Raw genomic sequence first — 13,448 nt, forward strand, 5'->3', positions numbered from 1 at the left:
TTTTCGCATGGCATGCCCAACGGGTTCAGCAGGGTTTGAACGGCTTGCCCTCGAAGGCCTTGCCGCCCATGGCCTCGACCTGGCTGCGCAGTGCGGCCGTGGCCTGGGGCAGGCGCAGGGTGTAGAGCGTGATGTCGGGACGCTCCTGCACCACGCGGGCCGTGCGCACGCCCTGGCGCGCGAAGTTGGTCAGCTCGCGCGTGGCCGCTTCCTCGGTGGAAAAGCGGCCCAGCGACAGGCCCGGCTCCAGCGCGCCGCCCGCACGGTCGAAATCGATCTTGCGGGCGCGCAGTTCGGCGCGCTTGCGTTCCAGGAATTCGGCGTCGGGGAACTTGCCCATGTAAACCATCCAGCGGCCCGGCTGGTGCGTGCTGCTCAGGTCCCATTGGTCGCTGGCGACCTGGGCGATGAGGCCGCGGCGCAGCGCCTCGGCATGGCGGTCTTCGATGCCCGTGGCCACCAGGCAGCTGGTGGGCTGGCCTGCAGCCTGGGCGGGCCTGGGTGCAGGGGCGGGCTCCTCGCCGCCTGCCGGGGTGGGGGCCGGCGCTGGCGTGGACGGGGCGGCGGCCGGCGAGGGCGTGGTGGATGCGTTGTCCACGCTCAGCAGGCTCAGCGCCTCGGGGCGCACCTGCTGGGCCAGGCGCTCGGGCTCGGTCGTGGACGGGGGGGCCAGGCCCAGGGCCTGGAGCTGGCCGTGGCTCCAGAGGTAGTAGCCGGCATTGGCCAGCACCAGCAGCAGAAAGGCAATTCGCAGCATGTCGTTTCTCGGCGGGCCTAGTGCATCAATCGCTCTAGCCTACAGCAGCCGGCCGCACGCTGATTTCCGAGCTGGTGATGGCCTGCAGGCCGCGCGCCGTGCGCACCAGCAGCGCGCCATCGCGGCCCACGCCTTCGGCCATGCCGCTTTCGCCGTCGCTGAGATTGACGGCGCGCCCGCGCAGCAGGTCGCGCTGTGCAAAGCGGTCCACCAGCGGCGCAAAGCCCTGGGCGGCAAAGGCCTGGATGTCGGACACCAGTCCCGGCAGCACGCAGGCCAGGGCGGTGGGCGCGTCCAGGCGCTCGTCCAGTTCCAGCAGGCTGGCCGGCGGCGTGCGCATGCCGTCGCCGGGGCGGGGGCGCACATTCAGGCCGATGCCCACGACCACGTAGCGCGGCGTGCCGGGCTCATGCGCGGCGCTGCCGACAAAGCTGGCGGTCTCGATCAGGATGCCGCCGAGCTTGCGGTCGCCGTCGATCCACAGGTCGTTGGGCCATTTGAGGCCGATGCGCGGGCGCTGCGAGCCCGGGGCGGGCAATTGCGGCTGCAGGCTTTGCGCCACGCTCAGGCCCACGGCCAGCGACAGGCCGGACCAGTCGGCAGGCGCCAGCGGCATGCCCAGCGAGAAGGTCAGCGAATCGCCCACGCCGCTGGTCCACTGGCGGCCCAGCCGGCCCCGGCCGGCGGTCTGCACTTCGGTCACCAGCAGCACGGGTTCGTTGCGGCCATCGCGGGCGCGTGCCATCAGCTCGGTATTGGTCGAGCCGATGCTGGGCACGATCTCCACGGAAAAGCCCGGCAGTTGCGGCTCGATGGCCTGCCACAGCGACTCCGCAGGCCAGTGGATGGGGGACGAAGCCATCATGCGCCCGCCTTTGTCGAGGATGTGCCGGATTTCTTCTTCGGCTTTTGGGTGGGTTTGCCCAAAGGCTTTGGCGCTTGGGCCTGCTGTTTTTGGGGCCGCTTTGCCTTTTCAGACTTTTCCGATTTCGGCTTTGCGCCGGCCGGCAACGCATCGCCGGGCATGGGCGGGCGCCAGCCGCGCTTGGGCGCCAGCAGCGTGCCGCGGCAGGTGGCCGCACCGCACCAGCAGGGATACTCGGCCTTCAGCTTCCTGGTGTAGGGTTCGTCGATGATCAGGCCGTAGTCGTAGCTCAGCTCCTCGCCGGCGGCGATGTTGCGCAGTGCGACGATGAAGATGCGGCCATCGCGCTCGTCGGTGTAGCAGTTGGGCGCGCAGCTGTGGTTGATCCAGCGCGAGGAATTGCCGCCGTAGTTGGCATCGATCACGCGGTCTTCGTCGATGTGGAAGTAGAAGGTATGGTTGGGCTGGCTGGGGTCGTGCGGGTGCCTGTCCTGGGCTTCCTGCCAGCTGACGATTTCCCCTACGTACTCGACAAGGACCTCGCCTTCGGCAAGATCCTGCACGGCGAAGACGCCCTTGCCATGGACACCCGAGCGGCGGGTCTGGATACGGCGGCCGCCGGAAGGGGCCAAAGCTGTGCGGGGCATGTTTTCTCTGATAACTTGAATAGGCACACATGCGCGTGCGCGTACACGTACGTACACGCGTGAGCCATGGATTGTAGAAGCGCAGGCATGCGACATGCAGCTCCTGCGGGGAATGACGAGTACACACAATGACAAAGACCCTGGTGATTGCTGAGAAGCCTTCGGTCGCGCAGGACATCGTCCGCGCGTTGACTCCGGTGGCGGGCAAATTCGACAAGCACGATGAATACTTCGAGAGCGAGCACTACGTCGTGACCAGCGCCGTGGGCCACCTGGTGGAAATCCAGGCGCCCGAGGAATTCGACGTCAAGCGCGGCAAATGGAGTTTTGCCAACCTGCCGGTGATCCCGCCGTATTTCGACCTCAAGCCCGTGGACAAGACCAAGAGCCGGCTCAATGCCGTGGTCAAGCTGGCCAAGCGCAAGGACGTCACCGAACTCATCAACGCCTGCGACGCGGGCCGCGAGGGTGAGCTGATCTTCCGCCTGATCGAGCAGTACGCTGCAGGCGCCAAGCCGGACGGCAAGGGCCTGGGCAAGCCGGTCAAGCGCCTGTGGCTGCAGTCCATGACGCCGCAGGCCATCCGCGACGGCTTCCAGAACCTGCGCAGCGACAGCCAGATGCAGGGCCTTGCCAGCGCGGCGCGCAGCCGCTCCGAGGCCGACTGGCTGGTGGGCATCAACGGCACGCGCGCCATGACGGCCTTCAATTCGCGCGACGGCGGCTTCTTCCTGACCACCGTGGGCCGCGTGCAGACGCCCACGCTGTCCCTGGTGGTGGAGCGCGAGGAAAAGATCCGCAAGTTCGTCAGCCGCGACTACTGGGAAGTGCATGCCGCCTTCGACGCTCAGGCCGGCCAGTACCTGGGCAAGTGGTTCGATCCCCAATGGAAGAAGAGCGAGGATGCGGAAGCCCGCGCCGACCGCATCTGGAACCAGCGCGACGCCCAGGCCATCGCCGACGCCGTGCGCGGCAAGCCAGCCCAGGTCACCGAGGAGTCCAAGCCCACGTCCCAGGCCAGCCCGCTGCTGTTCGACCTGACCAGCCTGCAGCGCGAGGCCAACGGCAAGTTCGGCTTCTCGGCCAAGACCACGCTGGCGCTGGCGCAAAGCCTGTACGAGCGCCACAAGGCCCTGACCTACCCGCGTACCGACTCGCGCGCCCTGCCCGAGGACTACGTGCCCGTGGCGCACCAGACCTTCGCCATGCTGGCCGGCAGCGGCATGCGCCACCTGGCGCCCTTTGCCCAGCAGGCGCTGGACGAGAACTATGTGCGCCCGACCAAGCGCATCTTCGACAACAGCAAGGTGTCGGATCACTTTGCCATCATCCCGACCACGCAGGCGCCCAGCGGCCTGTCCGAGGCCGAGCAAAAGCTCTATGACCTCGTCGTGCGCCGCTTCATGGCCGTGTTCTTCCCGAGTGCCGAGCACCAGGTGACCACGCGCATCAGCAAGGTCGAGCAGCACAGCTTCAAGACCGAAGGCAAGATCCTGGTCAAGCCCGGTTGGCTGGCCATCTACGGCAAGGAGGCCGCCAACGAGGTCGAAGGCGGCAAGGACGGCGACAAGGGCCAGCCCCTGGTCGCGGTGCAGCCCGGCGAGCAGCCGCGCGCCGGCCAGGTCGATCCCAAGGGCCTCAAGACCAAGCCGCCCGCGCGCTACTCCGAAGCCACGCTGCTGGGCGCCATGGAAAGCGCCGGCAAGCAGGTCGAGGACGACGAGCTGCGCGAGGCCATGCAGGAAAAGGGCCTGGGCACGCCTGCCACGCGCGCGGCCATCATCGAAGGCCTGCTGACCGAAAAGTACATGCTGCGCGAAGGCCGCGAGCTGATTCCCACGGCCAAGGCCTTCCAGCTCATGACGCTGCTGCGCGGCCTGGGCGTGGAAGAGCTCTCGCGCGCCGACCTCACCGGTGAATGGGAATACAAGCTGGCCCAGATGGAAAAGGGCCAGCTCTCGCGCGATGCCTTCATGCAGCAGATCCAGTCCATGACGGAAAAGCTGGTCAAGAAGGCCAAGGAATACGACCGAGACACCGTGCCCGGCGACTACGCCACCCTGTCCACGCCTTGCCCCAACTGCGGCGGCGTGGTCAAGGAGAACTACCGCCGCTACGGCTGCACGGGCAGCGACGGCCAGGGCGCGGGCTGCGGCTTCTCGTTCACCAAGTCGCCTGCAGGCCGCACCTTCGAGACGGCCGAGGCCGAGCAACTGCTGCGCGACCGCCGCCTGGGCCCTCTGGACGGCTTTCGCTCCAAGGCAGGCTGGCCCTTCGTGGCCGAGGTCACCATCGTGCACGATGAGGAAGGCGGCAACTACAAGCTCGAGTTCGACTTCGGCGACGACGCCGCTTCCGAAGACACGGGCGAGCTGGTGGACTTCGCCAGCCAGCAATCGCTGGGCCCCTGCCCCAAGTGCGGCGCGCCCGTCTTCGAGCACGGCAGCAACTACGTCTGCGCCAAGGCCGTGCCCACGCTGGCCCAGGCCACGCCCAGCTGCGACTTCAAGAGCGGGCAGATCATCCTGCAGCAGCCCATAGAGCGCGAGCAGATGCAAAAGCTGCTGCAGACCGGCAAGACCGACCTGCTGGACAAGTTCGTCTCCAACCGCACGCGGCGCAGCTTCAAGGCCTTCCTGGTGTGGGACGGCGCGGCCGGCAAGGTGAACTTCGAGTTCGAGCAGCGCGACAGCAAATACCCGCCGCGCAAGACAGCGGCCGCCAAGAGCGCGCCGGCCAAGAAGGCACCTGCCAAGAAGGCCGCGGCCAAGACCACGGCAAAGACCGCCACCAAGACTGCGCGCAAGCCGGCCGCCGGCACGTTGCAGCCCAGCGCGGCCCTGGCCGCCGTCATCGGCGAAGGCACGGTGGCGCGAACCGAGGTGGTCAAGAAGCTGTGGGAATACGTCAAGGCCCAGAACCTGCAGGACCCCAAGGACAAGCGTGTCATCCGCGCCGACGACAAGCTGCGGCCCGTCTTCGGCAAGGACAGCGTGAACATGTTCGAGCTGGCCGGCATCGTGGGGAAACATCTCACCCCCTGAGGCGCTTACGCGCCTTCCCCCTCTTTACTCGCTCCGCGAGGGAGGGGGACGACACCCTCGGTGCGGGGCGGCGCGGCCGGCTTAGGCCCTTCCTCGGTGTCCCTGGCTTTGGGGCGCGCCAGTTTTGAGGGCAGTGTTTGAGCTCTACGCCAGCGGGTCGCCGGCCTGACATGGGGGCAACACATGCTTGGGCTAATCTAGCGGGCATGGATACCGAAATGCTCACCCCGGCAGCAGCTGCCGCCGCTGCTTCCTCCCCGGCGCCCTCGCGCTCCATCCGCCTGGACGGCGCCTCCAACTTCCGAGACCTCGGTGGCTACGCGGGCCTGGATGGCCGGCGCGTGCGCTGGCGCACGCTGTTCCGTGCAGACCACCTGGCTGGCCTCAGCGCAGCGGACCTGGACGTGCTGCAGGGCCTGAAGCTCGCGCGCAGCGCGGACTTCCGGGGCAAGATGGAAAGCGCCCACCTGGCCTACGAATGGCCGGGCATTGCCCGCCATGCGCTCATCGTCGAGCCCACCGTGGTGCAGCGCGCCAGTGCCCTGATCGCCGCAGGCAACGACCTCACGGCCGCCCATGCCGAGGAGCTGATGCAGGACACCTACCGCAGCTTCGTGCACGCCTACGCACCGCGCTTTGCACAGTTGTTCCAGCTGCTGCTGGACAGCCAGGATCCGCTGGTCTTCCACTGCACGGCCGGCAAGGACCGCACGGGCTGGGCTGCCGCCTTGCTGCTCACCGCGCTGGGCGTGGACGAGGACACCGTGATGCAGGACTACCTGCTGACCAACCAGCTCTACCAGCGGCCCGCTACCACCTTCGCCCCCATGCCAGCCGAAGTGATGGATGTGCTGTGGCGCGTGCAGGCCTCCTACCTTGCGGCCGCCACCGACATGGTGCGGGCCGACTTCGGGGGGATGGAAGGGTATCTGCGGGATGCGCTGGGCATCGACAGTGCGGCACGCGAGCGGCTGGCCGCGCTTTACCTCGAAGGGTGATTACCTTCGCTCACGGGGCGGCAGGGTGGCGCGGCTAACATGGGCTGTGCCGGTCGGTTGCGCCGGAGTTCAAGGAGATTGCGATGAAATACGGCATGCGTGAGCTGGCCGCGATGGTGCTGGTGGCCCTGAGTGTGGGGCTGGCTGGCTGTGCGGGCGGGGTGCCTGGGGATGTTGCGGGGAGCCAGGCGTCCAGTGGCAGTGGGGTGACGGTGTTTGGGACTGTGGATGCCAATGTGAGTCATACGCGGACTTCGCGGTGACTCTTTGTGCTTTGGTTCTTTCGCTGGATTTGTCCCTGCCGGGTGGTTGTTTTTCGAGGCCGGGTTTCGGCCCGGCGGCCGACCTACTTTCTTATCGCGCGATAAGAAAGTAGGCAAAGAAGCGCGCCCCACTGCCCACGACCCTTCGCTTCGCTGCGGGCGACCTGCGTTGTGCGGGATGCGGGGTGCGCCGTGAAACTCGTTGCGCGCTGCGCGCTTCACTCAAAACTCACGGCGAGCTAGACAACGAAGCAAGCCTGTCCTTCGGCAGGCTTGCCACCCCGCATCCCGCCCAACGCAGGCGTGGGCAGAAGGGGGGGAGGCTGGGGAACAGCCAACAGCCAACAGCCAGCCGGGTCAGGGCTGGATCGGCGTGATCACCACGCCGGTGCCTGCGGGGGCGTCTTCGCCGCCGGGCAGGGCGGGCGTGGCGGGGGTGGCTTCCTGCACTGCGCGCTGGTCCGTGGGGCCCAGCGTGCCCTGGGTGAGGGGGATGTTGGGGGCGGGCAGGGCGGGGGTGCTTTCTATGATTTCCTCGCCGGGCGACAGGCCCGGGCCGGGTGGCTCCGTGGGCTCGGGTGCGGGTTCAGGGGTCGGAGCCGGCTCCGGGGTGGCGGGTTGGCCGGGCTGTGCGGGCGGCTGCTGGTCGGCCCACCAGCCCTGCATGCGTTCGCGCAGGCGGCCGACCATGTCGGACCACCAGTGGCTTTGTTCGGGTGGCTCGAAGCGGGCCTTGGCGTCGATGACGGGGCTGCGCAGGGCGCGGGACATGAAGTCTCCCACCATGGGCAGGGCGCTGCGCGAGCCCTGGCCCCAGCGGTCGCTGCGCAGGGTGATGCGCGCGTCGTTGAAGCCGGCCCAGGCGCCGGTGACGATTTCCGGGTGCATGAGGATGAACCAGCCATCGGCATTGCCCTGGGTGGTGCCGGTCTTGCCGGCCACGTCGGCGTGGATGCCGTAGCGCTGGCGCACGGCCACGGCCGTGCCTTTGTCCACCACGGCGCGCAGCATGTCCACCAGGGCGTAGGCGTGGCCTTCGTCCAGCGCGCGCTCGGGCTTGGGCGGGCTGAACTCGGCGATGACCTTGCCGTCGGCGTCCTCGATGCGCGTGACCATCATGGGTGGCAGCCAGCGGCCACCGTGGGCCAGGCTGGCATAGGCGTTGACCATCTCCAGCAGTGACACCGGGCTGCTGCCCAGGGCCAGGGCGGGAACCTCGTCCAGCGGGCTCTGGCGCACGCCCAGGGCGCGGGCCAGGCGTGCCACGCGGGCGGGACCCACGGACTGCATGACTTCGGCGGTGATGGTGTTCTTGGAGTAGGCCAGGGCGTCGCGCAGCGTCATCTCGCGGCCCGTGGGGGGCGTGGCGTCGGTGGGGCGCCAGACTTCGCCGCCGGCCAGCTGGATTTCCACGGGGCTGTCCACGCGCTTGTCGTCGGGGGTGGCGCCCTGCTGCAGCGCGGCGCCATAGACAAAGGGCTTGAAGGTGGAGCCGGGCTGGCGCCGTGCCTGCTGCACGTGGTCGTAGGCGTCCTGCGTGAAGTCGCGGCTGCCTACCCATGCCAGCACTTCGGAGGTGGCCGGGTTCAGCGCCACGAAGCCTGCCTGCACGCGGGTCTTGTCCTCGCGCAGCTGCTTCATGAAGGCCTTGTCGGCCAGCAGGGCCTTGAGGGTATCTTCCTCGCTGTCCTTGTCCGTTGCCTTGTCCTTGCCTTGGCTGTCCGCGCGTTTGCGCGCGGCACGCCAGGCGGGGGTCTCTCGCACGAGTTGCTGCACCAGCGGGTTGGAGGCGTTCCAGCCGTCGCGCTGGCTCCAGGCGCCATTGGCCACGCCCTGCAGCGTGCGCGTCTGGCGCGCCACGGCCTGGTTGGCCCAGTTCTGCAGGCGCGAGTCGATGGTGGTGTGCACCACCAGGCCATCGGTGTAGATGTTGTAGTCGTTGCGGTCGGCCCAGTCGATCAGCCACTTGCGCAGATGCTGCGCGAAGTGCGGCGCCATGCCCAGGGGCTCTTCCTGGCGCTCGAAGTTGATGCGCATGGGGCGCTTCTTGAGCTGGGCGAACTCGGCCTCCTGCAGCACGCCGCGCTTGACCATTTGCGACAGCACCGTGTTGCGGCGGTACAGCGCGCGGTCGGGGTTGAGCACGGGGTTGTAGTAGCTCGTGCCCTTGAGCATGCCCACCAGCGTGGCGCTTTCCAGCACCGTCAGCCGCGCGGCCGGCTTGTCGAAATAGGTGCGCGCCGCCATCTCTATGCCGAAGGCGTTGTAGAGGAAGGGCACGGTGTTCAGATAGGTCTCGAGGATCTCGTCCTTGGTGTAGAGCGCCTCGATCTTGAAGGCCGTGATCGCCTCCTTGAGCTTGCGGTTGAGCGTGGGCGCGCGGCCGATTTCGGTCGGGTACAGGTTGCGTGCGAGCTGCTGGGTGAGGGTGGAGCCGCCCTGCGGATCGCCGCGCAGCGTGTGCACCACCGAGCCCAGCGTGCGGCGCCAGTCCATGCCGTGGTGCTCGTAGAAGCGGTGGTCCTCGGTGGCGATCAGCGCCTTGATCACCGAGGGCGACATCTCGTCGAGCTTCACCCACTGCCGGTTGCTGCGCTTGAACTGCGCGAGCTGCTTGCCATCCGCGCTCATGATCTGGGCTGGCTGCTCCAGCTTGGCCTTGCGTATGTCGCGGATGCCGGGCGTGAACGGGATCAGGGCCAGCACATACAGCGCGAACAGCAGCGGCAGCGCAGCGGCGAACAGCAGCCATTCGCGCCGGGTGGGCCAGCGGTGCCACCAGGGCAGGGCCGCCACGCGCTGGCCGATGCGGCTGGCCAGCAGCCTTTGCCAGGCTGCGAGCACAGCGTCGGGCAGCTTCAAGTCATTGAAAGAAAAGCGCATATTGCAAGACGGCCCTGATGACAGGACATCAGGGCCGATAGGGCGGGACCATTCCGCGAAGGCTAGAGAATGCCCAAAAAAACGGCACCCCGCTCGCGCGGGGTGCCTTGCCTATGGGCCAAGCCCCGGTATTGTCGGGCTGGCGTGTACTGGCGGGAAGTGCTTATTTCTCCAGCCAGTCGGACAGCTCGTCCGCATGCTCCTGCTCCTGCTCCAGGATGGATTCGATCAGCCGGCGCGTGGTCGGGTCCTTGTCGCCGATCAGGTCGATCATCTGGCTGTAGGCCTCGATGGCCACGCGCTCGGCGATCAGGTTGGTGCGGATCATGGCCTTCAGGTCCGTCTCGCCGTTGTAGTCGGCATGGCTGCGCTGGGTCAGCGTCTGGGGGTTGAAGTCGGGCTCGCCGCCCAGCTGCACGATGCGCTGGGCCAGCTTGTCGGCGTGGGCCATTTCCTCGTTGGCATGGACCAGGAACTCGTCGGCGATGGCCGGCGAGGCCAGGCCCACGGCGGTGAAGTGATGGCGCTTGTAGCGCATCACGCACACCAGCTCGGTGGCCAGCGAGTCATTGAGCAGCTTGATGATGTCCTCGCGCCAGGGCCCGAAATGCGGGGTCACGGCGCCATCGTCCAGGCTGCGCTTGGCAGCCTCCAGGGCCTTGGGGTCCAGCGCCAGGTGGCCGTTGCCGGGGTTGGATTTGGCTTGCTTCGTGGGGGTGCTGTTGGTGTTCATACAGGTGGTCTCTTCATCGTGGGACGGAAACTACGGCAGGCATGCGCCTATGCGGCTTGTAAACACCTGCCAGCGAAACGGGACCAGGCGGGCCGCTGTGCCCGCCTGTTGCCTTCCAAGGTAAGTTTTTGGCCGCCTGCTGTCTGTGAGACAAGTCCGCATCCCCATGCCCGGCCAGCGCGCCCCCGGGTGTCCCGGCGCTACCATGGATGCTCCACTCCAGGAGCACCGCATGAATGACACCGCCGCCGCGCCCCGCTCGGCCTACGACTTCGAGGCCACCTCCATCACGGGCCAGGCCGTCCCCCTGTCGGACTACCGCGGCAAGGTGCTGCTCATCGTCAACACCGCCAGCGCCTGCGGCTTCACTCCGCAGTACGCGGGACTGCAGGCGCTGCATGAGCAGTACGGCGAGCGCGGCCTGGTGGTGCTGGGCTTTCCGTGCAACCAGTTCGGTTCCCAGGAAAAGGGCAGCGAATCGGAAATCGCCAGTTTCTGCGACCTGAACTTTGGCGTGCGCTTCCCGCTCATGGGCAAGATCGACGTCAACGGCGCCAACGCCCACCCGCTGTACCGCTGGCTCACGGCCGAGGCGCCGGGCGTGCTGGGCACCAAGGCCATCAAGTGGAACTTCACCAAATTCCTCGTCGGCCGCGACGGCCAGGTCATCCGCCGCTATGCGCCGCAGGATGCGCCGGCCAAGCTGTCCACGGACATCGAGGCCGCGCTGGCGCTTTGATGCGCTGACCGCGCCTGTCCATCAGGGTTTCACGCAGGGCCGGCAGCGCGGGCCGGCCGCACGCCATGGTTAGCATGCTCCTTGACATCACAACAAGGAGACAACACCCGTGAAAGCCTTCCGCCGCACCGCCCTCGCCCTGCTCACTGCCTGCACCCTGCCCATGATTGCTACCAGCGCCGCCGCCCAGGACAAGCCCGTGGTCCAGTTCATCGCCACGGGCGGCACCATTGCCATGAAGATCGACCCGGTCAAGAACGCGCCCGTGCCCGCGATCTCGGGCGACGACCTGCTGGCCACCGTGCCCGACGTGGGCAAGTACGCGCGCATCCAGGTCAACAACCTGTCCAACGTGCCCTCCGACTACATGGACCCGGCCCGCTGGGTGCAGCTTACCCAGGCCGTACAGGCCGCGCTGGCCCGCCCTGAGGTGGCTGGCGCCATCGTCTCGCACGGCACGGACACGCTGGAGGAAACCGCCTTCTGGCTGGACCTGACCGTGCAGTCGTCCAAGCCCGTCGTGCTCATCGGCGCGCAGCGCAATGCCTCGGTGTCCGACTTCGACGGCCCGCGCAACCTGCTCAACGCCGTGCGCATCGCCGTGGACCCCAGGGCGCGCGACAAGGGCGCCATGCTGGCCATGAACAACCAGATCAACGCCGCGCGCTACGTTACCAAGACACACACGGCCAACGTGGAGACCTTCCGCTCGGGTGAATTCGGCTTTCTGGGCGAGGTCTACCCGGACCGCGTCAGCTTCGCCTCCGCCCCCGCGCGCCACCAGCACCTGCCCATCCAGGCGCAGACCATGCCCGAGGTGGAAATCTTCCCCATGTACGGCGGCGCCAACGGCCAGGCCGTTCGCCAGGCGGTGGACCGTGGCGTCAAGGGCATCGTCATCGACGCCCTGGGCATGGGCAACATGAACGTCGCCATGCTCGATGCCGCCAAGTACGCCATCGGGAAGAACGTGCCCGTGGTCGTCAGCACGCGCGTGCACAACGGCCGCGTCATGCCCAGCTACGGCTTCGAGGGCGGCGGCAAGACCTCGTTCGAGGCCGGCGCCGTCATGGCCGACGATCTGCGCGCGCCCAAGGCACGGATCCTGCTGATGCTGGCGCTGCAGTCCGGCGTGACGGGGCAGAAGGACCTGCAGGCAGTATTCGATCGCTAGTTCGACCGACAGGCCGCCGCAACCCTGCCGCGCAGGCCCTGGCCTTGCGCGGCATTTCTGGCGGGGCACCGAGGTGGCACACTGGCAGCCCCATATGCCAACCAGGGCGCACCATGCAGGATGACGATCTCGAATACGTAGGCTTCTGGGCCCGCACCGGCGCCGCGCTGATCGACACCGTGATCCTGCTCGTGCTCATGCTGCCGGCCCTGATCTCCATCTACGGATGGGAATACCTGGAATCCGAAAAACTGCTGCACGGCCCGGCCGATTTCGTCATCTCCTGGGTGCTGCCTGCCATTGCCGTCGTCATCTTCTGGATCAAGAAACAGGCGACGCCGGGCAAGATGATCATCTCCGCCAGGATCGTGGACGCGCAGACCGGCGCGGACATGAGCACACGGCAGGCCGTCATTCGCTACCTAGCCTATTTCGTGTCCATCATCCCGCTGTGCCTGGGGCTGATCTGGGTGGCCTTTGACCCGCGCAAGCAAGGCTGGCACGACAAGATTGCGGGCACCGTGGTGGTCAGGCCCAAGCACCGGGGCGTGCAGCCGGTGAAGTTCCACTGATATCCATATCGCACTGCTCCAGCGCGCTGGCCGTTTGTGCCTCGGCCTGCTTCAACGCCTTCTGGCTGTCTGCCAGGTTGCGGGCAAGGCCCGCCCCGTGGCTCAATCCTCTTCCAACCCCGGCTCGTCCACCACGAAGCCCGAGCCGTCCTCGTCGCAGAACACGCATTGCTGCAAGAAGCTGTCCAGGCTGCGCGCGTGGAACCAGATCAGGCCCTGGTCTTCGTCGCAAAGCATGTCGGTCTGTTCGTCCACGCTGGCGGCGGCAAAGCCGCTCAGTTCCATTTCTTCGAGGAACTGCTCCAGGTCCTCGCAGCCCGCAAACAGCTCATGGTCCAGGCTGCCGATGCGGCCCTTGAAGGCGCCGTGCAGCACTTCCACGAAGGGGTTGCCGCCGGGGTCTTGGCCAATGACCATGAAGTGCGCGGCAAACAGGTTCTCGCGCTGGTGGTCCTCCACGTCGTAGTGCTCCGAGCCTGCGCGGAAGTGGTGCAGGGTGCGCAGCCAGGCGTGGTTGTCGCCGGTCTCGTCGTCGGCCTGCAGGTAGTCCTCGCGGTCGGGCGCCGCTTCGAGCCGGTCGAAGTCCAGGCCGTTCTGCGTGATCAGGAACTGCGCGTAGGCGTCGGAGAAGCCTTGCGCGGCCTGGTAGTCGCGCACCGCCTGGGCGTCGGGCAGGGCCAGGCCGAAGGGATTGGGAAAGCGCACTTGCATGGAACGGTCCTTGAGAAGGAGTGAACGGCGGCCACGCAGGCCGTGCCCGCAGGATGGTGCAG

The 13,448-nt window shown here is 67.4% G+C and carries 11 protein-coding genes; 5 read left to right on the forward strand and 6 right to left on the reverse strand.

Annotated elements, in window-relative coordinates; translation table 11 throughout:
• Positions 1–25 precede the first annotated feature (25 nt).
• The 3 genes from ACF8LI_RS26950 to ACF8LI_RS26960 are packed head-to-tail and all read right to left on the reverse strand — an operon-like array spanning position 26 to position 2,269.
• Complete coding sequence (locus ACF8LI_RS26950; RefSeq protein WP_047218929.1) at positions 26–757, reverse strand: hypothetical protein; 732 nt, start codon at positions 755–757, stop codon at positions 26–28.
• Positions 758–791: 34 nt separating this feature from the next.
• On the reverse strand, positions 792–1,622 hold the full coding sequence (locus ACF8LI_RS26955) for a biotin--[acetyl-CoA-carboxylase] ligase (RefSeq protein WP_016449407.1): 831 nt from the start codon (positions 1,620–1,622) through the stop codon (positions 792–794).
• On the reverse strand, positions 1,619–2,269 hold the full coding sequence (locus ACF8LI_RS26960) for an SET domain-containing protein (RefSeq protein WP_026062805.1): 651 nt from the start codon (positions 2,267–2,269) through the stop codon (positions 1,619–1,621). The genes ACF8LI_RS26955 and ACF8LI_RS26960 overlap by 4 nt, the downstream gene beginning before the upstream one ends.
• A 128-nt stretch (positions 2,270–2,397) precedes the next feature.
• Between ACF8LI_RS26960 and ACF8LI_RS26965 the strand changes: the two genes are divergently transcribed.
• Both ACF8LI_RS26965 and ACF8LI_RS26970 read left to right on the forward strand, forming a co-directional pair.
• The gene (locus tag ACF8LI_RS26965; RefSeq protein ID WP_034368856.1) at positions 2,398–5,313 is read left to right on the forward strand and encodes a DNA topoisomerase III; all 2,916 of its coding nucleotides are present in this window, start codon (positions 2,398–2,400) and stop codon (positions 5,311–5,313) included.
• 218 nt (positions 5,314–5,531) lie between these two features.
• Positions 5,532–6,311 carry a tyrosine-protein phosphatase gene (locus ACF8LI_RS26970; RefSeq protein ID WP_016449410.1) on the forward strand — a complete coding sequence of 260 codons (780 nt, stop codon included), beginning with the start codon at positions 5,532–5,534 and terminating at the stop codon, positions 6,309–6,311.
• Between the two features lie 620 nt (positions 6,312–6,931).
• Here the strand turns inward: ACF8LI_RS26970 and ACF8LI_RS26975 are convergent.
• Both ACF8LI_RS26975 and ACF8LI_RS26980 read right to left on the reverse strand, forming a co-directional pair.
• Positions 6,932–9,457, reverse strand: a complete 2,526-nt coding sequence (locus tag ACF8LI_RS26975; RefSeq protein WP_212645195.1) for a penicillin-binding protein 1A — start codon at positions 9,455–9,457, stop codon at positions 6,932–6,934.
• A gap of 163 nt (positions 9,458–9,620) precedes the next feature.
• Entirely contained in the window at positions 9,621–10,190 is a 570-nt protein-coding gene (locus tag ACF8LI_RS26980) for a bacterioferritin (RefSeq protein ID WP_016449875.1), read from the reverse strand.
• A 232-nt stretch (positions 10,191–10,422) separates the two neighbouring features.
• Between ACF8LI_RS26980 and ACF8LI_RS26985 the strand changes: the two genes are divergently transcribed.
• From ACF8LI_RS26985 to ACF8LI_RS26995, 3 genes are all read left to right on the forward strand, one after another.
• Positions 10,423–10,929: a glutathione peroxidase gene (locus tag ACF8LI_RS26985; protein WP_013804566.1), complete on the forward strand. Its 507-nt coding sequence runs from the start codon at positions 10,423–10,425 to the stop codon at positions 10,927–10,929.
• 109 nt (positions 10,930–11,038) lie between these two features.
• A complete protein-coding gene (locus ACF8LI_RS26990) occupies positions 11,039–12,103 on the forward strand; it encodes an asparaginase (protein WP_392414576.1) in 1,065 nt (354 codons plus the stop codon).
• A gap of 113 nt (positions 12,104–12,216) precedes the next feature.
• Entirely contained in the window at positions 12,217–12,675 is a 459-nt protein-coding gene (locus ACF8LI_RS26995; protein WP_047217847.1) for an RDD family protein, read from the forward strand.
• Positions 12,676–12,777: 102 nt separating this feature from the next.
• On the opposite strand, the gene ACF8LI_RS27000 is transcribed toward ACF8LI_RS26995, so the two are convergent.
• The gene (locus tag ACF8LI_RS27000) at positions 12,778–13,386 is read right to left on the reverse strand and encodes a hypothetical protein (protein WP_392414577.1); all 609 of its coding nucleotides are present in this window, start codon (positions 13,384–13,386) and stop codon (positions 12,778–12,780) included.
• Positions 13,387–13,448: the final 62 nt, after the last annotated feature.

The sequence above is a fragment of the Delftia sp. WSY_12 genome (assembly GCF_043104645.1).
Taxonomy (GTDB): Bacteria; Pseudomonadota; Gammaproteobacteria; order Burkholderiales; family Burkholderiaceae_C; genus Comamonas; species Comamonas tsuruhatensis.